The following is a 23,946-nucleotide window of genomic DNA, read 5'->3' as shown; positions in this document are numbered from 1 at the left end:
TCGGTGTCCGTCCCGAAGGTCTGGAAAGCGCTAAGGCGCGCCGGGGACTGGTGGGCGCGTGGAAGCGGGCGCCACCGACCCATCGAGCTCCAGCTGCATCACGATCATGTTGACCAGCGTGGCCACCGAAGGGCGACCGGTCTCGATGACGAAATGCGCGGTCTGACGGTAGAGGGGATCGCGCACGTCGAACAGGTCGCGAATGCGCTGCAACGGATCTTCCACTTGCAGCAAGGGCCGGTTGCGGTCGTACCGCAGTCGGCGGTACACCTCTTCCGGTGTGGATTTCAGGTAGAAGACCTTGCCACGCCCGTGCAGGTGCTCGCGGTTTTCGGGCCGCAAGACCGACCCGCCGCCAGTGGACACGACAGCGACCGGTCCTTGCGTCAACTCATCGATGACAGAGGCTTCGAGGTCGCGAAAACGCGCTTCGCCCTCCCGCTCGAAAAACTCCCGGATCGAACAACCCAGGCGCTGCTCGATCACGTGGTCGGAATCGAAGAAGGGGAGAGCGAGGCGTCGGGCCAGTTGCCGCCCGACCGTCGACTTGCCGGATCCCGGCAAGCCGATCAGATAGCTCGATGAAACGCTCAATTGATTGCCGCGCGCCCCAATACACGTGGTGTGATGAAGATCAGGAGTTCGGACTTGTTCGCGACGCGGTTGCGCGACTTGAACAGGTTGCCCACGGCGGGCAAGTCGCCCAGCAGGGGCACCTTGTTGACTTCATCGCGTTCGGTCTGCTCGAAGATGCCACCGATCACCACCGTTCCGCCGTTCTCCACCAGCACCTGCGTCTGCACGTGTTTGGTGTTGATCGCGATACCGTCCGGCGTCGACTCACCACGGCTGTCCTTGTTGATGTCGAGGTCGAGAATGATGTTGCCCTCGGGCGTGATCTGCGGCGTCACTTCCAGCTTCAAGTTGGCCTTGCGGAACGCAATCGCCGTGGCACCGCTGGAGGTTGCCGTCTGGTAGGGGAATTCCGTGCCCTGTTCGATCAAGGCCTTGACCTGATCGGCGGTGACCACACGCGGGCTCGACACGATACGACCCTTGCCATCCGATTCGAGCGCCGAAATTTCAAGGCTCAGGAAGCGGGACGCACTCGGGTTGAACAGCGACAGTGCAAAAGAGGCCGCCTGTGCGTTGCTGGGATTGGCGGGCAGGTTGACGAAGGGCGCCGACGTCAGCGTAGGGCCCCCGAGCGACGACGCGGCGCCGTAGTTCGAACCGAAGTTGCCCTGAATCGGGCTGCCGTTGGCCGAGCCCACACCAAAGCCGCGGACACCGCCACCCAGCCGCACGCCCAGGGATTTGCCAAAGGTGTCATCGGCTTCCACGATGCGCGCCTCGATCATCACCTGACGGATCGGGATGTCGAGCTTGCGGATCAGCTCCTGCACTTGCTCAAGGCGCGACGCGATATCGGTCACGAAAAGCTGGTTGGTCCGGGGCTCGGAGATCACACTGCCGCGATCGGACAGGATGCGCGCACCGGCCGCCCCGCTCCCGGAGGAAACGCTGCTGCTACTCGCCGTGAGTTGCGCGGCGATGTCGGCCGCCTTGGCGTAGTTCATCTGGAAGCCCTGCGTTCTCAGGGTCTCCAGGCTTTCTATCGACACCTTGGACTCCAGCTCCTGCTTCTCGCGGGCCGCGATCTCATCCTTGGGCGCGATCCACAGCACATTGCCGGACTTGCGCATGCCCAGACCTTTGGCCTGCAGGATGATGTCCAGCGCCTGGTCCCAAGGCACGTCCTTGAGTCGCAGCGTGACCGCGCCGGTGACCGAATCGGAGGTCACGATGTTGAAGTTGGTGAAGTCCGCGATGACTTGCAGCAGCGAACGAACCTCGATGTTCTGGAAGTTGAGCGACAGCTTCTCGCCGTTGTAACCCGGGCCCTGCGTCAGCTTGGAAGAATCGATCTTCTGTTCACGCACTTCCAGCACGAACTGGTTGTCGCTCTGGTACGCCGAATGCTCCCAGTTGCCCGTCGGGGTCACCACCATGCGCACGCGGTCACCCGCCTGCGAGGTGGTCACGCTTTGAATCGGTGTGCCGAAATCGCTGACGTCCAGGCGGCGGCGCAAGCCTTCGGGCAGCGAGGTCTTGAGAAATTCGACGACCAGGTTCTGTCCCTGCTGACGAATGTCCACACCAACCTGGTTGTTGGCCAGTTCGACCACCACACGGCCCGCATTGCCAACACCACGGCGGAAGTCGATGTCCCGCAAGGCGGCCACGTCGCGGTTGCGGTTTTCGGCAAAGGCCGAAGGTGGCGCCGTCGCGGCAGTCACCGGTTGAGCACGCTCCAACACCACCAGCAGTGTCTTGCCTTCAATCCTGGCCTCATAGGCGGCCGACTGCTTCAGGTTGATGACCACGCGGGTGCGATCACCCGCCTGCACCACGTTGGCCGAGCGAAGGTTGCCTTCATTGATGTCCACCGCATTGCGCCCAATGGCGTTGGCCACGCCGGGGAAATCCAGAGCGATGCGCGCGGGCGCCTGAATGGTGAACCCCGTGGGCAAGGCCGCCAAAGGCTGGGTGGTGTTGATGCGGATGACCTCCACGCCCCCTTGAATGCCCCCCGTGATCGATTGGATCGCGTTTTGAGCCTGCGCCCACACGGTGGTCAACGTCATGCAGGCGAGCACGGCCCCCCTGAGCACTCCTCGCCCCAATGCTGCGAATCCCGTTGCCCTGTTTGGCTTGTTCATTTAGAAGCACCCTCTTGTAATTGCAGCGCCGCAGCGCGCTCGATCCATTCCCCCGCCGAATCCTGCACGATCTCGCGCATCACCACCTCGGTCTCGGTGATGCGCGTGACGCGTCCGAAGTTCTGCCCCAGGTAGTTGCCGGGCCTGACCTGGTACAGCAGGCTGTCCACCTTTACCAGTGCCACCAGTTTTCCATCGCGGTTGAGGCTGCCCACCATGGCCATCGCGTCCAGCGGATGGGCTTCGAGGGGTTGTTTGCGGCGGTTCAGTTCGGGCTCGAGAAGCGCCGCGTTGACCACGGGCGCTGATTGGCTGCCGCGCAGCACGCTCGCCAGCTTCTCTTCGCTGAACGGCTGCATCTGGCGTTCACCCAGGTAGGCCTGCGGAACGAACTTGGTGGGCTCCGGGATGGGCTGGACAGAGGGCTTGATCGAGTTGCGCTCGGTCTGCATCCAGACCTGCAGTTCATCCTGCCCGGACGAAGTACATGCGGCCAATGTCGATGCGAGCAACACAGCAGCGACCGTTGGGATCCATCGGCGGTGCGTCACGGCTTGGCTCCCTTTGGTGCGACAGCCTTTTGCTGCGCTGCGATCTCTTGCTGGTCGAGGTAACGGAAAGTCTTGGCCGTGCAATCCAGCGTCAGGATACCCTCACGATCTTTGATGGGCGTCAGGGTCAAGTTGTTGAGGGTGACGATGCGCGAGAGGTTCGCGATGTCGGCCGCGAACAGCCCGATGTCATGGTAGGTCCCGGTGACGCGCACCGCGATCGGCAACTCCGCGTAGTACTCCTTCACGCTCACCTGGCCCGGGCGAAAAAGTTCGAACTGCAGACTTCGGCCCAGACCGGCCTGGTTGATGTCGGACAGCAGCGCGTCCATCTCGGCCTTGCTGGGCAGTTGCTTTTCAAGCTGCGTCACGTATTGCTGCACCTGCTCGAGCTGTTTTCGCAGGGCGTCCAGGTTGACGGCTTGCACGAGCTTCTTGCGATAGTCTTCGCGCAATTGCACTTCGCGCGCCTTTTCGGCAATCAACTCTTCATCCGAGTTCTTGAGCCAGGCAAACCACAGCGCGGCGACCACCGCCACGCACACCGCCACAAACAACAGGTTGCGAGGCAGACCCGGCCATTGCGAGGGGTCATTGGGATCCAGTCCGGTGAACTGGGCTTTGAGCTTGTCCTGGATTCCCTTGAAATCCACAGCGATCTTGGGCGTTCTGGCCATGTTGCGCGGACCCTTGTTCAGACTTTGCGCTGCGCAGCTGGCGCGGCGGAGGCCGGAGGCGCGGAAGGACGCTTCAGCGAAACACGGATGGTGAAATTCGAGACGCGGCGCTGATCTCGGCCTCCGGCCGCGGGTCTAGCCGCTACGATTTCAACCAGATCCGGTCGCACCAACCAGGGGCTGTTGTTCGATAGATTGCGCAGCAGATCGGAGACGCGCTCTTGCGATTGAGCCACGCCCACCAGCAACACGCTCTGGTTGTCCTGCTTCATGCTGGTGAGGTAGACCCCATCGGGCAGTTGCGCGACCAGCTCATCCAGCAAGTGCACGGGCAGATTGCGGTCACCCTGCAGGTTCTCCACCGCCGTCTGGCGAGCGCGCAAGGAGGCGATTTCGCGCTGCAGATTGGCGATGTCCTTGATCTCGGTATCCAGCTTCGTGATTTCACCCTGGAGAAAGGCATTTCGATCCTGTTGCGCCGAAATCTGCCCCTGGTACCAGGTAAAAACCGCCCCGCAGATCACCCCACCCAACAGCGCGGACAAGCCCAACTGCGTGAAGAACTGGTCCTTTTGCCGCTTGCGGGTCGCCTCACGGTGAGGCAACAGGTTGATGAGGATCATTGGTAGAACCTCCGCAGCGCCAGGCCGGTGGAGGTCAGGTACGACGGCGCTTCGCGGGACATCTTTCGCGCCTGAACGGAAGCCGCCATTTCCATGGCGTCAAAAGGATTGATCACCATGCAGGCGAACGATGTCTGGTGGGTCACGGCCTCGGTCAGACCCGGCAACGCCGCGCTGCCACCAGCGAGGAGAATGTGGTCCACCTTGTTGTACGGCGTGCTGGTGAAAAAGAACTGGAGGGCACGGCCGACTTCCTGCGCCATGCTTTCGATGAAGGGGTCGAGCACCGCGGAACGGTAGTCGTCGGGCAAGTCGCCCGAGCGCTTCTTGGCCTCGGCTTCGTCCGACGAAAAGCCGTACTGACGCACGATCAGTTGCGTCAGCTGAGCGCCGCCAAAGGCCTGATCGCGTTCGTACAGCACGTCATCGTTGCGCATCACCTGCATGCTGGTCGTCAATGCGCCTACCTCGAACAGAGCCACCAGCGAGTCCACGCCCTGGTTGGGCAGAGTTTCAATCACGCGGCCTGCGGCCATTCGGGAAGCGTAGGACTCCACGTCCATCACGACCGGCTTGAGCCCGGCCGCCTCGGCCAAACCTTGCCGGTCCGAGACCTTCTCCTTGCGCGACGCGGCAATCAGCACTTCCACATCGCCCACGGAATTGGCGCTCGGGCCGATGACGCAGAAGTCGAGGCTGACCTCGTCAAGCGAAAAGGGAATGTATTGATTGGCTTCCGATTCGACCTGGGCTTCAAGTTCCTTGTCGGAAAGGCCGCCTGGCAGAATGATCTTCTTGGTGATCACGGCCGACGCTGGCAAAGCAAGCGCCACATTCTTGGTCTTGCTGCCGCTTTTGCGGACCACGCGACGCACCGCCTCGGCCACCTCATCGAATTTCTCGATGTTGCCGTCGGTGATCCAGCCTCGCTCCAGGGGCTCCATGGCGCAACGCTCCAGCACCAGGTCGCCCGAACGGTTGCGGCTCAACTCCACCAATTTGACGCTGGATGAGCTGACATCGATGCCCAACAAGGGCGCCGGTTCCCGGCTGAATAACGACCCCAATGAGATCAAGGTGGCCCCCAAAAATGATGGCGACAGGCGTCGCCAAACTTAATAATTCACTTGAATGCTAGCAGTAAGCCCCTTGTCCAGCAAAGATTTTTTGCCTTTGAGACAAACTGAAACGTTGTCAAAAGCATACGCATCCTGGACCCGGTGTTTACCGCTTCATCGGCCGTTTGGCCGGGAAATACACAACAACTCACAATATGCTTGCCGAGCCCATCTGAGCTCGCCATCCCGATTTTTATAATCACGGGCTCCGGCTCTGAACGACTGCATGCCCAAGAACGACACTTCTTCGCCTCGCCCCTCTGACGCATCAGTATTGACTGGGCGAACCGCACTCATCTGGGCCGGTCGCTTGGTGGTGGGTCTGGCCGGACTGGCGGTGGCGGGTGTTGCGTGCGTGTTGATGGCCGTGGGCATCGCGCTCGCGGTGGCCTATCCCAATCTGCCCGAGGTGGCCGGCTTGGCCGACTACCGGCCCAAGCTGCCTTTGCGTGTGATCTCGTCCGATGGCTCGTTGATCGGCGAGTTTGGTGAAGAGCGGCGCAACCTGCTCACCATCAACGAGATCCCCGCGGTCATGAAGCACGCGGTGCTGGCCATCGAAGACGCTCGCTTCTTTGAACACAACGGCGTCGACTACCGTGGCATGCTTCGCGCAGCCCTCGCCAATCTGCGGCAGGCCAAGAGCCAGGGGGCGTCCACCATCACCATGCAGGTGGCGCGCAACGTGTACCTGTCCGCCGAGAAGAGCTACACCCGCAAGATCTACGAGGTGCTCCTGACGTTCAAGCTGGAGCACATGCTGACCAAGGAGCAGATCCTCGAGATCTATATGAATCAGATCTTCCTGGGACAGCGGGCCTACGGTTTTTCCGCCGCATCGCAGATCTACTTTGGCAAGTCCCTGAAGGATGTGACCATTGCGGAAGCGGCCATGCTCGCCGGTCTGCCCCAGGCGCCTTCCGCCTACAACCCTGTCAAGAACCCGCGCCGCGCGCGCGCGCGCCAGTTGCACATCATCGACCGGATGGTGGAAAACGGCTTCATCACCCCCGAAGAAGCCGAAGTGGCGAAGGCCGAGCAGCTGAAGCTGCGGGCATTGAACCCCTCGAACAGACCTCACGCCGAGTTCGTGGCCGAGATGGTGCGCCAGTCCATCGTCTCTCAATATGGAGAAGAAGCCTATACACGAGGCTTGGTCGTGACGACCACCATCAAGGCGAACGAACAACTCGCGGCCTACCGTGCCGTGCGCCAGGGGGTGCTGGACTACGAGCGGCGCCAGTTCTACCGGGGGCCGGAGTTGTTCATCGACTTGCCGGAAGACAAGGCGGCGCGCGACGACGCCATCGACGAAGCGCTGACGGATCGCCCGGACAACGACGACTTGCTGTCGGCGGTCGTGCTGGAGGCCAATGCCAAGCGCGTGGTGGCCGTGCGCCAGGATGGCGAGCCGTTCGAGATCACCGGTGAAGGCCTCAAGCCCGTGCAGTCGGGCCTGTCCGACAAAGCGGGCCCCAACGTCAAGATCCGGCCGGGCGCGGTGATCCGCGTCGTGCAGACAGCCCCCAAGGTCTGGCGCATCACACAGCTGCCGGAGGTCGAGTCGGCCTTCGTGGCGCTGGACCCGCGTTCCGGCAAGGTGATTGCCCTGGTCGGCGGGTTCGACTTCCAGAAGAGCAAGTTCAACCACGTCACGCAGGCCTGGCGCCAGCCCGGTTCGAGCTTCAAGCCGTTCATCTACTCAGCGGCACTGGAAAAGGGCGTGACGCCGATGACGGTGGTCAACGACGCGCCGCTCTTCTACTCTGCGGGAGAAACCGGCGGCAAGCCCTGGGAACCGAAGAACTACGACGGTCAGTTCGAAGGCCCCATGTCGGTGCGGCGCGCGCTGGCCAAGTCGAAGAACATGGTGTCCATTCGAGTGCTGCAACTGGTCGGCACGCAGAGTGCGCAGCAGTGGGTGTCGCGTTTCGGCTTCGATGCCGACAAACACCCCCCCTACCTCACGATGGCGCTGGGCGCGGGCTCGGTCACCCCGATGCAGATGGCCACCGGCTACGCCGTGTTTGCCAATGGTGGCTACCGCATTGCACCCACCCTCATCCTGCGGGTGAGCGACCACAAGGGCAAGCTGCTGTACGAAGCGCCGGAAGTGAGCCCCACCGAAGAGCAACGCGCGATCGAACCTCGCAATGCCTTCATCATGAACAGCCTGCTGCAGGAAATCACCCGGTCCGGCACGGCCGCGCGGGCGCAGGCCACCCTGAAGCGGACCGACCTGTACGGCAAGACCGGCACGACCAACGATTCGGTGGATGCCTGGTTCGTCGGTTACCAGCCCACGCTGGTGGCCGCGGCCTGGGTGGGCTACGACTCCCCGCGCAACCTCGGCAGCCGAGAAACCGGCGGCGGCCTGAGCCTGCCGATCTGGATTTCCTTCATGACGGAAGCCCTCAAGGGCGTTCCCGTCGCCTCCTACACAGCGCCCTCCGGCGTGATCAACGTCGGCGGCGAGTGGTACTACGAGGAGTTCGGCCCAGGACGTGGTGTGCACAGCCTGGGATTGCAAGATCCCCTGCCGGGAGCCACCGGGGCGCCACCCGAGCTGGATGCCAACGGTGTCCCTATCAGCAAGCCCCCTGCAGGGCCCACCGAAGAGCGCCGCAGCATCCTGGACCTCTTCAGGAACTGAAGCCCAGCGACTGCCCGGCCTGCTCCGAGGCGCAACGCGAGAGGTGGGCAAAGAACTCGCCCTGCCCCTTGGTGTCCATCCAGGCTCGGCCGTCGTGCTTGTAGTGGAAGCCACCGGCACGCGCAGCCATCCACACTTCGTGCAGCGGCTTCTGCAGGTTGATGATGATCTGGCTGCCGTTGGCGAAGGTCAGGGTGATCATGCCGCCCACCCGCTGGTTGTCGACGTCGGCATCGGTCTCGTCGTTGATGCGGTCGCAGGCCAGTTCAATCGCCCGAAGCAGCGCTTCTGCGCGGTCCTGGTACTCGGTGTCGGTCATTACAGTGTCCGTCCTGCCAATTTCAGCTGGCGCATCAGGTTGGCTACGCCGTGATTCTTCTCGGCGTCCTTAGCCGCCTCAAGGCCAGCAAGCTCCCGTTCCAGCTCGTTGAAGTCCACGTGTGCCACGTGGGCTAGAGCAAGCGCCTGGGGCCGTGTTGGCAGTCTCCTTCCCTTCCGCCAGTCCGTAACGCGTGCTGCTGGCACGCCTAGCGATGCCAGTTCGCGTGTCGCATTTGCATCAATTCGGTCGAGGCACTGCTGAAACATGTTGACGCTCCTATCCAATTTGGTTACTGTCTCGGTTAACCATTTTGGATATCCGTTTGTGTTGGATATCCGCAACGGTTATCCAACTTTAACAGGAGCCCGCAATGCACCACCCCCTTCCTCCAGTTCGGCCCTCTGCGTCACAAGAATCGGCCCCGCGACCTTTGCGGGCTCCCCGGGCTGTGAAGGCGCAGGGGGCCACCTTTTCCATCCCCGCTGACTACTTCAGCTACACGACGTCGCGGTCTGTGTTTCGCCAGCATGGGCTCGGGCGATTCGTGCCTGACTCAGTGCTTCGCGCTGGCGCTGGTCACCTCATTGGTCGGGGTGTCGCATGAAGCATGTCCTCACTTGGCTCCGCCTTCTCATCTGCCGCAAGTGCGGTTTTCACGCCTACGTCTCGCGCGCCAAGTGCCCGCGCTGCGGCGGTCCCATGGGTGAGCCATGAGCCTTGCCCAGGTGCTTGCGCGCAGGCACCTCGGCAGCGCTCCTGCTGCTCCCACCGAGGAAATCACCATGCAATCGACCATCCAAATTTTCAAGCTCGACGAAGTGAAGCGCGGCACGTCCAAAAAGACCGGCCAGCCTTACGAAATCCACACCGCGCAGGCCGCGCTGATCGACGCCGCCGGCAACGTCGATACGGTCGGCGTGCTCGACATCCCCAAGGATCTGCAGGGCAAGCTGAACCCCGGTCGTTACACCGGCACCTTCGCCATGAAGACGAACTTCATGAACGGTCGCATCGAGTCCGTGCTCACCGCCCTGCTGCCGCTGCCGCCCAGCAAGGAAGCCGCGAAGTGAAAAACCTCGTCGCTGTGCTGATCGTCGTTGCACTGCTCGGTGCGTGCTCGGCCTATGTGATCGAGAACACGCACGTACGTCAAGACATGCACTCGCGCCAGGAACTGATCCCCGCATACCCAGCTACCCAGTGGGATTCGTACGTGCAGCAAGGCGGCGCTTTCAGGGGCAAGTGATGGAAGTCGATCTTTCCCCTCTCGTGATCGTGGTGGCCGTCGCAGCGTGCTTCTTCGCGGCTGTGATGGGCTATCGAGACGGGCGGTCGCTGTGAGCCTCACAGACTTCACGCTCATGTTTCTCGGTGGCCTTGTTGCCTCGTACTGGGCCGGTGTGAAGGTCGGCGTTGCTGTCCGCGTTATCAAGAATCTAGGCACTCACGCCTGATACGTACCGGCGTTTTCCGGCGAAAGAGAGGTTCCCTGTGAACGGAAACAAAGCAAAGCAAAAGTTGATGGCCGGCCTCGCGCTGATGGTGGTCGCCGGTGGCGCCATGGCCCAGGGTGTCACCGTCCCTGCCCCGATCAGCACGGGCATCGCGGATGCCATCGCGCTGATCTTGCTCGTGGTTGCGCTCGGTGGTGCGGGTTACATCGGCATCGCCAGCGCCAGCGTGGCCTGGAACGTCGGTGCGAAGTTCATCAAGCGCCTGGCCGGCAAAGCCTGACGCGCAGGGGTGGGGTGCGCTAGGCCGCCGAGCGGTCGACGCGCACTCCACCTCTGTTTCCATCTGCAAGCGCTCCCGGAGTCTTTACACATGGAAATGACACAACCTCGCCGCATTGCCGCGCTTGATGCACGTTGCAGCCTCTGCGCTGCCGTGTGCGGCCTCGCTGGTGCTCTTCGTTGGTGCATGTATGTCGCGGTCGGTGCGCTCATGCTGTCGTTGCTGACGCCTTCTGTGGCGCACGCACAGATCAACCCAACCTCGACCACGGAATACAACTGCGGTTATGGGTGGTATTCAAGCGCTCATGCGGCCCTTGCCGCGCACCCATCTACCCAGACCGGGACGTTTGGTCAGCCTTGGCGCGTAGATGCCTTCAGTTGTTACGCTACCCGGCTTGCTACAGGCGTGGAGGTGGTGCTAAACAGTGTTTCTCTTCGCACAGTGAATTCTTGCCCCTCCAATTCGACGCTTGGGGCAGGTACTAAGTGCTTCTGCAACAGTGGCTACAACCAGCACGGCAACGCCTGTGTGAACGCTCAATGCGAGGTCGGTAAGGGGCGGACATTCAACCGCACGGAAGGGTGGGCTAGGGGCACGAATGCTGATGCAGATGACGTTGTGAGCAGCGTTGGTCCTCCGCAAGGGATTTACGATTACAACGATGGTGTTTGCGTGGGCAATATCACTGCGATCGATCGGTGCTACCGCTCTCAGGAGCCCACCACGCAGGGGCTCTACCGGCTAAGCTGCGATTACACGATGGTGGTCACTGGGGAGGCCAGCGGCGCTGGCGACAGTGCTGCTTCGCCCACCACGCCTAACGCGGCCTGCCCTGGTTTCGTCGGCGAGGTCAACGGCAAGACCGTTTGCGTCGGCACTGCCTCGAACCCACTCCCCTCCAATGCGGCCCCCAATAGTCCTACCGTCGCTGGAAATCCGTCCGCGGGCGTGAAGCCTGCCTCGGGGCCTGGGTCGGGGTCTACCGGGGCAGATCGCACGCCTACAACCGGTTCTGGTGGCAATGCGGGCGGCCCTGCATCCTCTGCGGTTGGCCGTGGTGGTACTGGGGTCCGTGGCGAGAGTGGGCAGGATGGCGAAGACGCAAAGGCGGTGTGTGGTGCGCCTCCGCTTCCTGCATGTAACGTCAAGGTCGACGAGACCGGTACACCGGACGGCGCAAACCTCGGCTCAGGCACCGAACTGGGGGCGGCCCTGGACGCGCGGCTTGCGGGTCTCGCCACCGCTCGCGACAGTGCGGGGGATGCTGGCTGGGGCATCGTGCCTGTCTGGATCGTTGACCGCACCTGTGAGCCCTGGGTGATGTTCACGCTCCCCGAGTTCTTCGGTTCGCATGTCGTCACGCTCGACATGTGCCAGTTCAAGCCCGTGGCTGACGGCATTCTGAATTTTCTGTGGGTGTGCTTCGGCATGTTCGCTGTTACTGGGCTCGTGGCCTCCGCCATGACCGGTCGGGAGTCTTGACATGCCGCAACTCGGTGGCCTTCTCGTCAACATCTTCGGTGGGCTGGTCGCTTACCTCGTCCAGTGGGTCAGCCGCAAGGTGGCGTTTGGCCTTGCCGCTGTCGCGATGTCGTCTGCTCTCACCCTTGGTCTGTTCGTGCTGATGCGGTCTACGCTGCTCGCGCTGAATACGTATGTGACCGGTGTCCCGGCGATGTTTGTCAATGCGTTGGCGATGGTCATTCCTCCTGCCGCGCCCTTCGTGATTTCAGCGTACATCACAGTTTGGACTGCGGTCATGGCCTACCGTTGGCAACGCGATCTGATCATCTTGTTTGCGAAGGCAGGTTGACGTGTCGAACTATGTTGTTCAGGGCAAGCTCGGTGTTGGCAAGGGAAAGTTCACCGTCAACAAGATGCGCGTGCACATGCGCAATGAATTGCGCGTTGCAACGAACTGCGATCTGTTCCTTGACAAGCTCTTGCCTCCTGACAGTCGCGCCACGGCCATCCGTGTGCCGGACAAGCCGACAGCCGCCGACCTCATGGCTATCGGGCCGGGGTCGAGCGACGAGGACAAGTACGACGAGGACCGCTACGGAATCATGGTGCTCGATGAGCTTGGGTCCTGGCTCAATGCGCGGTCGCACACGTCGCCTGATCGTGCGGCGTTTATCGACTTCATCATTCACGCCCGCAAGCGCCGGTGGCACGTGTACTTCATCGTGCAGGACCTTGAAATGATCGATCGGCAGGTGCGGTCTGGCCTTGTCGAGTATTCCGTGCGGCTGGTGCGTGCCGACAAGTTGCGCATCCCTGTGGTGGGTGCGCTGCTCGGTAAGGCGGGCAAGCTCAAGGGCCTGCACATCGCTACCACCACGTTGATCGAACTGCCTGGGTTTGTGGTCGACCGCGATTGGTTCAAGGGCACTGATCTGCACGAAGGCTACGACACCCTGCAGGAGTTCCGCGACTGGGCCCGCGATCCGCGCGACCCTAACTTCCATGGCGAACAGCGCGCAGGGCCGTACAGCATGCTTAGCGCGTGGCATCTGAAAGGCAGGTACACAGTGCAGACCACCAAGCAACGCAATTTCGTGCAGCGCATGATCTGGCGCGATGATCCGACGCCTCGTGTTCTGAAGCCTAAGACTCCGCTGATCGCGCGTTTGGAGAGCCGGCCCCCGGATGAGGCGTGGAAGCTCGCGGTGATGGCTTCTCGCATGCGTGTGGGGGTCGCATGATCGGGAACATCGTCATGTTCGTGGTGTTCGCCGGCGTCGTGTACTGGGCGGCGTCGAAGCTGGCGGGTCACCTGGATGAGCTTTGAACTTTCACCTAGGGCAGTGCGTTGTGTCGGTGCGCTGTTGAGCGTGGTGATTGGGCTAGGCGTGCTCACGTGGGTTCGTGTAGGGCGCGCACTTGACAACGCACACCACCTCGGTTGGGTGGCTGGCGTGAGTAGCGTCCAGTGCATCGCGCCGCCTCCTCCGCCTGATGTGCTGCTGTAACCCGCAAGCGGTTTCCGCAGGCAGGTTAGGAAAGCAAGGCTTTCCGGTCTGCCTGTGGAAAAGAGCGCTGTCGGCCAACGCCTGGGGGTATGGGGCATCGCCCCATGTCAACGCACTGGGACGCACAGGCCGCTACGCCATCGCCAGCCACGCAACGGGCCTGTGCCAAGGCCTACCCCTATGCGATGCCCCTGCGGGCCTCTGCGCGCCCTCTAGCGGTCCACGGGCGTGGTGGCTGATAACAGGCCCAGGGGATGCGTGCTTGCCAAGCAATGGCTGTTCTGGTGGTACGCCCACAAGCGGTTTTCGCAAGGGCCGGGAAAAAAGAGCGAAGCGGTTTCCCGGGCCTTGCGAAATAGAGCGCTCTCGGCCAACGCCAAGGGAGCCCGCACCCGCATTCAAAGTTTTTGAAAAAAACGGCTGTTTGGCAAGCGCAGCGCGTCAGGCCGTAGGCGTACATCGGGGAGCTGTGGTCAACCCACGCACCCCGCAGGGGCCGTCCACACCTTCAGGGTGTGGTCGGGTGGGTTGTCCACGGCGGGCGCTAGCGCCAAGGGTGCCGGCGCCACCAGTTGGTGGAGCGAGGTGGTGCAGGACGCCGCCGCGCGGCAGCAGCGGCGGCGCGCAGCGCCGCCTAGATTTATCAATAGGTCACATCTCGACGGTTGAAGAACCGGTGGCCTGAAGGGAAGTTCGGCCCGCAGGGCCGTGAGAAAAAAAGTGACCCCCGCATGCCTGGAACGCATCGGGGGTCGTGACAGCAACGAAATGGAGCTTCGTGCCATGGCCAATTATGTCGTGATGGGCAACGACGGTAAACCCGCAGCCCGTGGGAACTATGTGGTGAAGAACGGGTTGCACTGCGAGGTCTTCGAATCAGGCTGGCGCTACAAGGTCTGGGAGAGCCCGCTCACCGGCCAGCTTGAGCACAAGCTCTGGCCGAAACTGGTCTATGTGCCCATGGGCGATCCTGACGATCCAGCGGATGCCGATGTGTGGGCTGACCCACCCATCGATCAAAGCGGCACCCTGATGGAGCAGGAGCGGCTTGAGGCGCAGCGGTTGCGCGACCTTGAGAGGAATGCGCGCCGAGCGAAGCAACAGTGCTCGCACAAGATCAAGCACGCCGGCTTCGAATCACTGCTGACATGCACCTACAGAGAGAACATGCAGGATTTCGACCGCATGCGCCGAGACTGGGCTGCGTTCATGCGGAAGATCGCGCCGTTGCTGAAGGAATGGGCTTGCGTGTTCTCGTTTGAAGAGCAGAAGCGCGGTGCGTGGCACGTGCATGCAGCCATCCGCAAACTGCCGGTGTACATGTGGGTGCCTGAGGGTCGTGGCAAGCACGCGCGCATGGTCATGGTGCGGTCGTGGGACTACCTTCGGCGGGCGTGGCGCGGCATCGTTGGTGAGGGCAATATCGACGTTGATGGCCACCGCAAGAAGGGGCGCGCAGCTCGTGGTTTCGCCTCGCTGGCACGCATGGCTGCATACGTGTCGAAGTACCTCACGAAAGACCACGCGACCGGGCCGACTGGTCGCAAGCGTTGGGGTTCATCGCAGGGCATCACGCCGCCCAAGCCTCGCGTGATTGACCTGCCCTGGATGCGCCTTATTGATGCAATGGAGCTAGCGTTTCATCTGCCCGATGGCCACCGCGTTGTGCGCCACTCCGTGTGGGGATTTGGCAAGTATTGGTGCCTCTTTTCCGAGCCTGATAACGGCGCTTTGGCGGATATACATGCCGGTCCACAATGAACAGGAGGTTGCCGTGCTCATAGGCTACGCAAGGGTCTCGACGTCCGATCAGGACACCCGGCTTCAGTTGGATGCGTTCGGCGCTGCTGGCGTCGATACGGTGTACCAAGACAAGGCGAGTGGGGTCGGGAAGCGGCTGCAGCTGCAACGTGCGCTCCGGTCCCTAAAGCCCGGCGACACGTTGGTTGTTTGGAAGATCGATCGGCTCGCTCGAAGCCTCAGTGACTTGCTGTCCCTGCTCGGTCAGATCGAGGCGCGTGGTGCTGCGTTCCGGTCGTTGACAGAACCCATTGACACGTCTTCGGCCATGGGTACTTTCGTGCTTCAAATCCTCGGCGCGGTGGCGCAGCTAGAGCGGTCAATCATTCGCGAGAGGGTCATGGCTGGTCAGGCTGCTGCGAGGGCTCGGGGGAAGACCTGGGGGCCAAGTCGTACGCTTTGCCCTGAGCGTGAGGCTGATCTTGTTGCGTACTTTCAACGGGGCGGGGTGACCTACCGTGAGGCCGCCCAAAAATTCGAGGTTGGGCTAGGCGTGGCGAAGTACGCTATCTATCGCGTAGTGCGGCCAGATGCGCCGTATTTGGTGCGCAAGCGTAGGGGTCGATAAGTACAATGCGTCGATGTTTGGTTTGAAACGCATTCTAGGTCGGGCTGTCGGCCCCTCGCGTGGCATGGCCATCGCCGTGAGCGCCTTGGTGCTCGCAGCCTGTGGCCAAAAGGGCCCCCTGTACCTGCCCGATCCCAACGCGCCCGCGCCCAAGAAGTCATCAGCCCCCGCTCCAACGGCTCCTGCCGAGACGCCCACCACCCCAGCGCAGCGTTGATCCGCCGCCCTCTTCGCTTCGCACCGCTCGCATGACCACACTCGCCGGCCTGCCCGCCACCCCGTTGCCGCCCTTCGTCACCTACCAGGACCAGCAACTCATGGTCGAGGGCGTGTCTCTGGCCGCGCTGGCTCGCGAGCATGGCACGCCGCTGTTCGTGTACAGCCGCGCCGCCATGCTGCAAGCGCTGGCCGCGTACCAGCGTGGTCTGGCCGGGCGTCGGCACCTGATCTGCTACGCCATGAAAGCCAATTCATCGCTGGCGATCCTGCAGACCCTGGTGGCCGCGGGCTGCGGGCTGGACATCGTCTCGGGCGGCGAGCTTGAACGCGCCCTGGCGGTGGGCGTCGATCCGGCCAAGGTCATCTTTTCCGGTGTGGGCAAGACGCGCGCCGAGATGCGCCAGGCGCTCTCCGTGGGCATCGGTTGTTTCAACGTGGAAAGCCGCGCCGAGCTCGACGTGCTCGATGAGGTGGCCCGGGGCATGGGCCTGCGCGCACCGGTGAGCATCCGTGTCAATCCCAACGTGGACGCACAGACTCACCCTTACATTTCCACCGGCCTCAAGGGCAACAAGTTCGGCATCGCGCACGAGGACGTGTTGTCGACCTACCAGCACGCCGCCGCGTGCGTTGGCCTGCGCGTGGTCGGCATCGACTGCCACATTGGCTCCCAGATCACGCAGACCGGCCCCTACCTCGACGCCATGGACCGCGTGCTCGACCTCGTGGAACAGATCGAAACGGCCGGCGTGCCGATCGAACACATCGACTTCGGCGGTGGCCTGGGCATCGACTACCAGGGTGACAACCCACCGGAAGCCGATGTGCTCTGGCGCGCCCTGCTGCAACGCCTGGACGCGCGGGGTTTCGGCGACCGCCAGATCTGCATCGAGCCCGGCCGCTCGCTGGTGGGCAATGCCGGCGTGTGCCTCACCGAGGTGCTGTACCTCAAGCCCGGCGAGCAGAAGAACTTCCTGATCGTGGACGCGGCCATGAACGATCTGCCGCGACCGGCGATGTACCAGGCGTTTCACCGCATCGTGCCGGTCGCACCGCGCGCCTCAGAAGACACACCGACCTGGGACGTGGTGGGCCCTGTGTGCGAGAGCGGCGACTGGATCGGCCGCGACCGCGCGCTCGCGGTGCAGGCGGGTGACTTGCTGGCCGTGCTGTCGGCGGGCGCGTACTGCATGAGCATGGCCAGCAACTACAACACGCGGGGCCGCGCGGCGGAAGTGCTGGTGGATGGTGCACACGCGCACCTGATCCGCGCGCGCGAATCCCTGGCCGACCAGACACGGCTCGAGCGCCTGCTCTGACCTCTCGCGCCGTCTCGAGCGCGACACCCTTGCATGAATGCACGCGGCGCCAAGCCGCGTGCCCGCTCATGGTGCAGCGGGCCGCCATACTCCCCTCGGTGTTTGCACCTATAGGCCGTGCAGATCGAGTCCTCCAGAATCCGTCGACATTGTGCACAGCAACATGGCCCGACGGCCTTCTGGAAGCGCCCCCATCCCATGCACGACAAGACCAGCGACACCATTCTGGAAACTCGCCAGCTCACCAAGTCCTTCAAGGGTTTCACCGCGGTCAACGACGTCAATCTGCGCGTCCAGCGCGGGGCGATTCATGCATTGATCGGACCCAATGGCGCCGGCAAAACCACGTGCTTCAACCTGCTGACCAAGTTCCTGGAGCCAACGCAAGGCCAGATCCTGTTCAACGGCCAGGACATCACGCGTGAGCAACCGGCGCAGATCGCGCGCCGCGGCATCATCCGTTCCTTCCAGATCTCAGCGGTGTTTCCTCACCTGAGCGTGCTCGAGAACGTGCGCGTCGGCCTGCAGCGCCAGCTGGGCACGGCCTATCATTTCTGGAAGAGCGAACGTTCTCTCAACCAGCTCAACGAACGGGCCCACCAGTTGCTGACCGAAGTCGGCCTGCAGGACTTCGCGCGCGAGACCACGGTCAACCTGCCCTACGGCCGCAAACGCGCGCTCGAGATCGCCACCACCCTGGCCATGGAGCCCGAGCTGATGCTGCTGGACGAACCCACCCAGGGCATGGGTCACGAAGACGTGGACCGCGTGACCCAGCTCATCAAGAAGGTGGCGACCGGCCGCACCATCCTGATGGTGGAGCACAACATGGGCGTGGTCTCGAACATCGCCGACACGATCACGGTGTTGCAACGCGGGGCCGTGCTGGCCGAGGGCTCGTACGCCCAGGTCTCTGGCAATCCCGCCGTGATGGAGGCCTACATGGGCACCACCGACGGCCAGCTCCAGGGAGCGCACTGATGACCGCACCGGCGCTCGAGATCAAGAACCTGCAGGCCTGGTACGGCGAATCGCATGTGCTGCATGGGGTGGACATGGTCGTGCAACCGGGCGAGGTCGTCACCCTGCTCGGGCGCAACGGCGCGGGGCGCACCTCCACGCTGCGCGCCATCCTGGGCCTGACCGGCTCGCGCAAGGGCTCCATCCAGAGCAACGGGCAGGAGCTCATCCACCTGCCCACCCACCGCATCGCACGCCACGGCATCGGTTACTGCCCCGAGGAACGCGGCATCTTCGCCAGCCTCTCGTGCGAGGAAAACCTCCTGCTGCCCCCCACGCTCAAGGGCTCGGGCAAGGGCATGTCGGTGGACGACATCTACGAGATGTTTCCCAACCTGGCCGAGCGCCGCCACAGCCAGGGCACGCGCCTGTCCGGCGGAGAGCAGCAGATGCTGGCCGTGGCCCGCATCCTGCGCACCGGCGCCCACCTGCTGTTGCTCGACGAGATCTCCGAAGGCCTCGCTCCCGTGATCGTGCAAGCCCTGGCCCGCATGATCAAGATGCTCAAGAGCAAGGGCTACACCGTGGTCATGGTGGAGCAGAACTTCCGCTTCGCCGCCCCGCTGGCCGACCGCTTCTACGTGATGGAGCACGGCCGCATGGTCGAGCACTTCAGCGCCTCCCAGCTGACCGAAAAGATGCCCGTTCTTCACGAGCTGCTGGGCGTCTGAGCGCCCTCACCCCGTTCACCGATCACCGCTTCCCCCCAACCGCCACCTCAACGGAGACTGACAGCATGAAACACACCGTCAAACTGCTCACCCTGGCACTGGGTGCCGCGGGGCTGTTCACCGCCGCCCACGCACAGGACAAAGTGCGCATCGGCTTCACCACCGACATGTCGAGCCTGTACTCCGACGTGGACGGCAAGAACGGCGCCATGGCGATCCAGATGGCCATCGACGACTTCGGTGGCAAGGTGCTGGGCAAGCCCATCGAGCTGCTGAGCGCCGATCACCAGAACAAGGCCGACATCGCGGCCTCCAAGGCCCGCGAATGGATCGACACTCAGGGCCTGGACGTCATGATCGGCGGCACCAACTCCGGCACCGCCCTGGCCACGGCCAAGGTGGCCGAAGAGAAGAAGAAGCTGTACATCGTCAACGGCGCGGGCTCGTCCGCGCTCACCAACGACGCCTGCTCTCCCTACACCGTGCACTACGCCTACGACACCGTGGCCCTGGCCAAGGGCACCGGCAGTGCGATCGTCAAGCAGGGCGGCAAGGACTGGTTCTTCCTGACGGCCGACTACGCCTTCGGCCACGCGCTGGAAACCGACACCGGCAACGTCGTGAAGGCGGCCGGCGGTGCCGTGAAGGGTGCGGTGCGCGCGCCGCTCAACACCTCGGACTTCTCCTCCTTCCTGCTGCAGGCCCAGAGCTCGGGCGCCAAGATCCTCGGCCTGGCCAACGCGGGCGGCGACACCATCGCCTCGATCAAGGCCGCGAGCGAATTCGGCATCACCAAGACAATGAAGCTGGCGGGCCTGCTGATGTTCATCACCGACGTGCACAGCCTGGGCCTGAAAGACACGCAGGGCATGTACCTGACCGACAGCTGGTACTGGGACAAGGACGATGCGAGCCGTGCGTTCGCCAAGAAGTTCTTCGACAAGGCCAAGCGCATGCCGACCAGCATCCAGGCCGCCAACTACTCGGCCACCACCACCTACCTGAAAGCGGTGACAGCAGCCAAGACCACCGACAGCGACAAGGTGATGGAACAGCTCAAGAAGATGCCGATCAACGACTTCTTCGGCAAGGGCAACATCCGCCCCGATGGCCGCTACGTGCACGACATGTACCTGCTGGAGGTGAAGAAGCCCGCCGAGTCCACCAAGCCGTGGGACTACATGAAGGTGGCCGCCACGCTGCCGGGCGATTCGGTCTTCACGACCAAGGCCGACTCCAAGTGCAAGCTCTGGAAGTGATCTGAGCGGGACACCCGCGGGCCGCGGCCCGCGGGTGTCCCTGTCCACACGGCCTGACCTCACCCACCCCCAACCCACGCCCTGCCGATGGACTTCTTCGGAATACCCTTGTCCGCCCTGCTGGGCCAGTTGTTGCTGGGCCTGGTCAACGGCTCGTTCTACGCCATCCTGAGCCTGGGGCTGGCGGTCATCTTCGGCCTGCTCAACGTCATCAACTTCGCGCACGGCGCGCTGTTCATGCTGGGCGCGGTGCTGACCTGGATGGGCATGAACTACCTAGAGCTGAACTTCTGGGTGATGATCGTGCTCGCCCCGCTGGCCGTGGGCGTGGTGGGCATCGTCATCGAACGGCTTTTCCTGCGCTGGATCTACCGCCTGGACCACCTCTACGGCCTGCTGCTCACGCTGGGCCTCACGCTGATGCTGGAAGGCGTGCTTCGCTCGGCCTACGGGGTCTCGGGCCTGCCTTACAGCGCCCCCATCTCGGGCGCCACCAACCTGGGCTTCATGGTGATGCCGAACTACCGCGGCTTCGTGGTGCTGGCCTCGCTCGTGGTGTGTTTCGCCACCTGGTACGTGATCGAAAAGACCAAGCTCGGCGCCTACCTGCGCGCGGGCACCGAGAACCCCCGGCTGGTGGAAGCCTTCGGCATCAACGTGCCGCTGATGGTCACGCTGACCTACGGCTTTGGCGTGGCGCTGGCGGGCCTGGCCGGCGTGCTGGCCGCGCCCATCATGCAGGTGTCCCCGCTCATGGGGCAGAACCTCATCATCATCGTCTTTGCCGTGGTGGTGATCGGAGGCATGGGCTCCATTCTCGGCACCATCCTCACCGGCCTGGGCCTGGGCGTCATCGAAGGACTGACCAAGGTCTTCTATCCCGAGGCCTCGTCCACCGTGGTCTTCGTCATCATGGCCATCGTGCTGCTGATCCGGCCGGCCGGCCTGTTCGGCAAGGAAAAGTGAAGCCAGCCGCATGAACACGACTTCCAAGAACATCCTCTACGGCTTGCTGCTGCTGGTGCTGCTGGCCGTTCCCTTCATCGGCATCTACCCGGTGCTGGTGATGAAGCTGCTGTGCTTCGCGCTCTTTGCCTCGGCCTTCAACCTGCTGCTGGGCTACACCGGCCTGCTCTCGTTCGGCCACGCGGCCTTTCTGGGCGGCTCGGCCTATGTCACCGGCCACGCGCTGAAGGTCTGGGGCGTGCCGCCCGAGCTGGGTCTGGTGATCGGCACCCTGGCGGGCGCGGTGCTGGGCTGGCTGGTGGGGTCGCTCGCGATCCGCCGCCAGGGCATCTACTTCACCATGATCACCCTGGCGCTGGCGCAGATGCTGTTCTTCTTCTGCCTGCAGATGCCCTTCACGGGGGGCGAGGATGGTCTGCAAGGTGTGCCGCGCGGCCGGCTGCTGGGCTTCATCGAGCTCGGCAACGACATGACCATGTACTACTTCACCTTGCTGATCACGGTGGCGGCGTTCCTGCTCATCATGCGCATCGTGCACTCCCCTTTCGGCCAGATCCTCAAGGCGATCAAGGAAAACGAGCCGCGCGCCATCTCGCTGGGCTACGACACGCAGCGTTTCAAGCTGCTGGTGTTCGTGTTGTCGGCCGCGTTGTCCGGCCTGGCAGGTTCGCTCAAGACCCTGGCCATGGGCTTTGCCACACTCACCGATGTGCACTGGACCATGTCCGGCTCGGTGGTGCTGATGACGCTGGTGGGGGGCCTGGGCACCCTGTCCGGTCCGCTGGTGGGTGCCGCGGTGGTGATCGCGTTGGAAAACAAGCTCGGCGAGATCGGCCATTTCCTGGCGGGCGTGACCGGCATCGACTGGTTCAATGGCCTGGGCGAGTCGGTGACGATGGTGATCGGCTTCATCTTCGTGGTGTGCGTGCTGGCCTTCCGCCGCGGCATCATGGGCGAGGCCATCGCGCTGGTGGAGCGCTGGCGCGGCAAGCAGGCCTGAACAGGCTCAGCTTTTGAGCCGGCGCCACAGGCGCCAGGCCAGCAGGCTGCCCAGGATCGCGGCGTACACGGCCACCTCCGCAAAGTCGTTCTTGCCGGCGCGCATCCAGAAAAAATGCAGCACCGCCAGGCCCGCGATCACATACACCGCGCGGTGCAGCAGTTGCCAGCGCCGCGCCCCCAGCGTGCGGATGGCGCGGTTGAACGAAGTGGCCGCCAGCGGCAGCAGCAACAGCCAGGAGAGGAAGCCCACCAGGATGAACGGGCGCTTGGCGACGTCGGCCGCGATGCCCACCACATCAAATTCCATGTCGAACCAGGCATAGGCCAGCAGGTGCATGCAGGCGTAGAAGAAAACGAACAGCCCCACCATGCGCCGCAGGCGCAGCAACGCGGGCCAGCCCAGGCTCACGCGCAGGGGCGTGATCGCCAGCACCAGCACCAGGAAACGCAGGGTCCAATCGCCCAGCGAGCGGATCAGGGCCTCGGCCGGGTTGGCCCCCAGCCGATCGGCAAAGGCCGCGAACACCAGCCAGACAAAGGGCAAGCTGGCCAGCACGAACGCCACCGGCTTGGCAGCGCCGTGGCTGAGCACGCGGTTGACCGGCCCTCCGGCAGGCGGGCGGCGCTGCATGCCGATCAATACAGCTTGCGAAGATCCATGCCGGCGTAGAGCTGGCCGACCTGGGGCGCGTAACCGTTGAACATCTGCGTCTGGCGGCGCTTGGCAAACAGGCCACCTCCCTCGCCGATGCGGCGCTCCGTGGCCTGGCTCCAGCGCGGGTGCGAGACCTCGGGGTTGACGTTCGAGTAGAAGCCGTACTCCTGCGGCGCGGCCACGTTCCACGCCGTGCGCGGTTCCTTGTCGGTGAAACGGATCTTCACCAGCGACTTCCCGCTCTTGAAGCCGTACTTCCAGGGCACCACCAGGCGCAGCGGCGCACCGTTCTGGTTGGGCAGCACCTCGCCGTACATGCCGAAGGCCAGCAGCGTCAGCGGGTGCATGGCCTCGTCCAGCCGCAGGCCCTCCACATAAGGCCAGCCCAGCACGTTGGAGCGCAGGCCGGGCATCTGTTTGGGGTCGGCCAACGTCACGAATTCGACGTACTTGGCGCTGCCCTGAGGCTGCACCTGCTTGATGAGTTCGCTCAGCGAGTAGCCCACCCAGGGAATGACCATGGACCAGCCCTCGACGCAGCGCAGCCGGTAGATGCGCTCCTCCATCGGGCTGAGCTTGAGCAGGGCGTCCAGGTCGAAGGTGCCGGGCTTGTTCACCAGACCTTCAACGGCCACCGTCCAGGGCCGGGGCTTGAGGGTCTTGGCCTGGGCCACGGGGTCGGACTTGTCGGTGCCGAACTCGTAGAAGTTGTTGTAGGAGCTGACGTCGTCGTAGGAGGTGAGTGCCTCCATCGTCATCGCACCGTCCACGGCGGAGCGCTTGCCGGGCAAGGCAGCGAGCTTGCCGGGTTTGGGCGTGACCGAAGCGGCCTGAGCCCAAGCATCGCGCGCAGCCCAGGAAGCCATGCCGCCCATCGCCGCCGCGGTCAGCAGCCATTGGCGCCGGTTCTGGTAGGCCGCCGGCGGCGTGATCTCGCTGGAGAGGGGGTGCTCGAAGCCATTGTCGCGCGTGCGAATGAGCATGGGACCATCCTTGCTGAAGACACCCGACGGCGGAAGATGCCGCGTCGCGGGTTCGTCGATCTTAGGACCGAACCGGTTCTCACAAAGTTCCGGCGCCGCCGCGCGCAC

25 protein-coding genes are annotated in these 23,946 nt (G+C 63.4%); 16 read left to right on the top strand and 9 right to left on the bottom strand.

The window, feature by feature from the left end:
- Window positions 1-30: 30 nt before the first annotated feature.
- The 6 genes from AC1Q9M_RS06330 to AC1Q9M_RS06305 are packed head-to-tail and all read right to left on the bottom strand — an operon-like array spanning window position 31 to window position 5,650.
- Entirely contained in the window at window positions 31-594 is a 564-nt protein-coding gene (locus tag AC1Q9M_RS06330; RefSeq protein WP_492432954.1) for a shikimate kinase, read from the bottom strand.
- On the bottom strand, window positions 591-2,723 hold the full coding sequence (locus AC1Q9M_RS06325; RefSeq protein WP_492432952.1) for a type IV pilus secretin PilQ: 2,133 nt from the start codon (window positions 2,721-2,723) through the stop codon (window positions 591-593). Before AC1Q9M_RS06325 ends, AC1Q9M_RS06330 begins: the two co-directional genes overlap by 4 nt.
- Window positions 2,720-3,274, bottom strand: a complete 555-nt coding sequence (locus AC1Q9M_RS06320) for a pilus assembly protein PilP (protein ID WP_382323344.1) — start codon at window positions 3,272-3,274, stop codon at window positions 2,720-2,722. The genes AC1Q9M_RS06325 and AC1Q9M_RS06320 overlap by 4 nt, the downstream gene beginning before the upstream one ends.
- Window positions 3,271-3,951 carry a type IV pilus inner membrane component PilO gene (locus AC1Q9M_RS06315; protein ID WP_382325894.1) on the bottom strand — a complete coding sequence of 227 codons (681 nt, stop codon included), beginning with the start codon at window positions 3,949-3,951 and terminating at the stop codon, window positions 3,271-3,273. The genes AC1Q9M_RS06320 and AC1Q9M_RS06315 overlap by 4 nt, the downstream gene beginning before the upstream one ends.
- Window positions 3,952-3,968: 17 nt before the next feature.
- Window positions 3,969-4,574 (bottom strand): PilN domain-containing protein, encoded by a 606-nt coding sequence (locus AC1Q9M_RS06310; RefSeq protein ID WP_382323343.1) that lies wholly within the window; start codon window positions 4,572-4,574, stop codon window positions 3,969-3,971.
- Window positions 4,571-5,650 carry a pilus assembly protein PilM gene (locus tag AC1Q9M_RS06305; RefSeq protein WP_291113824.1) on the bottom strand — a complete coding sequence of 360 codons (1,080 nt, stop codon included), beginning with the start codon at window positions 5,648-5,650 and terminating at the stop codon, window positions 4,571-4,573. The genes AC1Q9M_RS06310 and AC1Q9M_RS06305 overlap by 4 nt, the downstream gene beginning before the upstream one ends.
- A gap of 268 nt (window positions 5,651-5,918) precedes the next feature.
- Here AC1Q9M_RS06305 and AC1Q9M_RS06300 point away from each other — a divergent pair, with 268 nt between their 5' ends.
- A complete protein-coding gene (locus tag AC1Q9M_RS06300; protein WP_444688452.1) occupies window positions 5,919-8,345 on the top strand; it encodes a penicillin-binding protein 1A in 2,427 nt (808 codons plus the stop codon).
- Here the strand turns inward: AC1Q9M_RS06300 and cyaY are convergent.
- On the bottom strand, window positions 8,335-8,664 hold the full coding sequence (gene cyaY / locus AC1Q9M_RS06295) for an iron donor protein CyaY (protein ID WP_291113827.1): 330 nt from the start codon (window positions 8,662-8,664) through the stop codon (window positions 8,335-8,337). The two genes, AC1Q9M_RS06300 and cyaY, sit on opposite strands and share 11 nt — an antisense overlap.
- A 713-nt stretch (window positions 8,665-9,377) precedes the next feature.
- Here cyaY and AC1Q9M_RS06290 point away from each other — a divergent pair.
- From AC1Q9M_RS06290 to AC1Q9M_RS06220, 15 genes are all read left to right on the top strand, one after another.
- The gene (locus tag AC1Q9M_RS06290; protein WP_492432948.1) at window positions 9,378-9,737 is read left to right on the top strand and encodes a hypothetical protein; all 360 of its coding nucleotides are present in this window, start codon (window positions 9,378-9,380) and stop codon (window positions 9,735-9,737) included.
- A complete protein-coding gene (locus AC1Q9M_RS06285; protein ID WP_492432947.1) occupies window positions 9,734-9,913 on the top strand; it encodes a hypothetical protein in 180 nt (59 codons plus the stop codon). Before AC1Q9M_RS06290 ends, AC1Q9M_RS06285 begins: the two co-directional genes overlap by 4 nt.
- A 275-nt stretch (window positions 9,914-10,188) precedes the next feature.
- A complete protein-coding gene (locus AC1Q9M_RS06280) occupies window positions 10,189-10,401 on the top strand; it encodes a hypothetical protein (protein WP_492432945.1) in 213 nt (70 codons plus the stop codon).
- A gap of 90 nt (window positions 10,402-10,491) precedes the next feature.
- A complete protein-coding gene (locus AC1Q9M_RS06275; RefSeq protein ID WP_492432943.1) occupies window positions 10,492-11,886 on the top strand; it encodes a hypothetical protein in 1,395 nt (464 codons plus the stop codon).
- Between the two features lies 1 nt (window position 11,887).
- Window positions 11,888-12,217 (top strand): DUF5455 family protein, encoded by a 330-nt coding sequence (locus AC1Q9M_RS06270; RefSeq protein ID WP_492432941.1) that lies wholly within the window; start codon window positions 11,888-11,890, stop codon window positions 12,215-12,217.
- Window position 12,218: 1 nt separating this feature from the next.
- Complete coding sequence (locus tag AC1Q9M_RS06265; protein WP_492432939.1) at window positions 12,219-13,109, top strand: zonular occludens toxin domain-containing protein; 891 nt, start codon at window positions 12,219-12,221, stop codon at window positions 13,107-13,109.
- 1,050 nt (window positions 13,110-14,159) lie between these two features.
- A complete protein-coding gene (locus AC1Q9M_RS06260) occupies window positions 14,160-15,137 on the top strand; it encodes a rolling circle replication-associated protein (RefSeq protein ID WP_492432937.1) in 978 nt (325 codons plus the stop codon).
- Complete coding sequence (locus tag AC1Q9M_RS06255; protein WP_492432935.1) at window positions 15,028-15,744, top strand: recombinase family protein; 717 nt, start codon at window positions 15,028-15,030, stop codon at window positions 15,742-15,744. Before AC1Q9M_RS06260 ends, AC1Q9M_RS06255 begins: the two co-directional genes overlap by 110 nt.
- On the top strand, window positions 15,707-15,961 hold the full coding sequence (lptM, locus tag AC1Q9M_RS06250) for an LPS translocon maturation chaperone LptM (RefSeq protein ID WP_492432933.1): 255 nt from the start codon (window positions 15,707-15,709) through the stop codon (window positions 15,959-15,961). Before AC1Q9M_RS06255 ends, lptM begins: the two co-directional genes overlap by 38 nt.
- Window positions 15,962-15,992: 31 nt before the next feature.
- The gene (lysA, locus tag AC1Q9M_RS06245) at window positions 15,993-17,282 is read left to right on the top strand and encodes a diaminopimelate decarboxylase (protein ID WP_382327326.1); all 1,290 of its coding nucleotides are present in this window, start codon (window positions 15,993-15,995) and stop codon (window positions 17,280-17,282) included.
- Between the two features lie 198 nt (window positions 17,283-17,480).
- Window positions 17,481-18,263 (top strand): ABC transporter ATP-binding protein, encoded by a 783-nt coding sequence (locus tag AC1Q9M_RS06240; RefSeq protein WP_382323340.1) that lies wholly within the window; start codon window positions 17,481-17,483, stop codon window positions 18,261-18,263.
- Window positions 18,263-18,973 carry an ABC transporter ATP-binding protein gene (locus AC1Q9M_RS06235; RefSeq protein ID WP_382323339.1) on the top strand — a complete coding sequence of 237 codons (711 nt, stop codon included), beginning with the start codon at window positions 18,263-18,265 and terminating at the stop codon, window positions 18,971-18,973. Before AC1Q9M_RS06240 ends, AC1Q9M_RS06235 begins: the two co-directional genes overlap by 1 nt.
- Before the next feature lie 65 nt (window positions 18,974-19,038).
- Window positions 19,039-20,232 carry an ABC transporter substrate-binding protein gene (locus tag AC1Q9M_RS06230; protein ID WP_291113839.1) on the top strand — a complete coding sequence of 398 codons (1,194 nt, stop codon included), beginning with the start codon at window positions 19,039-19,041 and terminating at the stop codon, window positions 20,230-20,232.
- Between the two features lie 87 nt (window positions 20,233-20,319).
- A complete protein-coding gene (locus AC1Q9M_RS06225) occupies window positions 20,320-21,198 on the top strand; it encodes a branched-chain amino acid ABC transporter permease (protein WP_291113842.1) in 879 nt (292 codons plus the stop codon).
- A gap of 10 nt (window positions 21,199-21,208) precedes the next feature.
- Complete coding sequence (locus tag AC1Q9M_RS06220; RefSeq protein WP_444688455.1) at window positions 21,209-22,198, top strand: branched-chain amino acid ABC transporter permease; 990 nt, start codon at window positions 21,209-21,211, stop codon at window positions 22,196-22,198.
- A gap of 6 nt (window positions 22,199-22,204) precedes the next feature.
- On the opposite strand, the gene msrQ is transcribed toward AC1Q9M_RS06220, so the two are convergent.
- Both msrQ and msrP read right to left on the bottom strand, forming a co-directional pair.
- Window positions 22,205-22,831: a protein-methionine-sulfoxide reductase heme-binding subunit MsrQ gene (msrQ, locus tag AC1Q9M_RS06215; RefSeq protein ID WP_382323337.1), complete on the bottom strand. Its 627-nt coding sequence runs from the start codon at window positions 22,829-22,831 to the stop codon at window positions 22,205-22,207.
- Between the two features lie 5 nt (window positions 22,832-22,836).
- Window positions 22,837-23,838, bottom strand: a complete 1,002-nt coding sequence (gene msrP / locus AC1Q9M_RS06210; RefSeq protein WP_382161480.1) for a protein-methionine-sulfoxide reductase catalytic subunit MsrP — start codon at window positions 23,836-23,838, stop codon at window positions 22,837-22,839.
- Between the last annotated feature and the right edge of the window lie 108 nt (window positions 23,839-23,946).

Source organism: Hydrogenophaga sp. GW823-FHT04C09 (assembly GCF_058796355.1).
The sequence above is the reverse complement of the archived record's forward strand: the minus strand, read 5'-3'. Positions and strand labels throughout refer to the sequence as shown.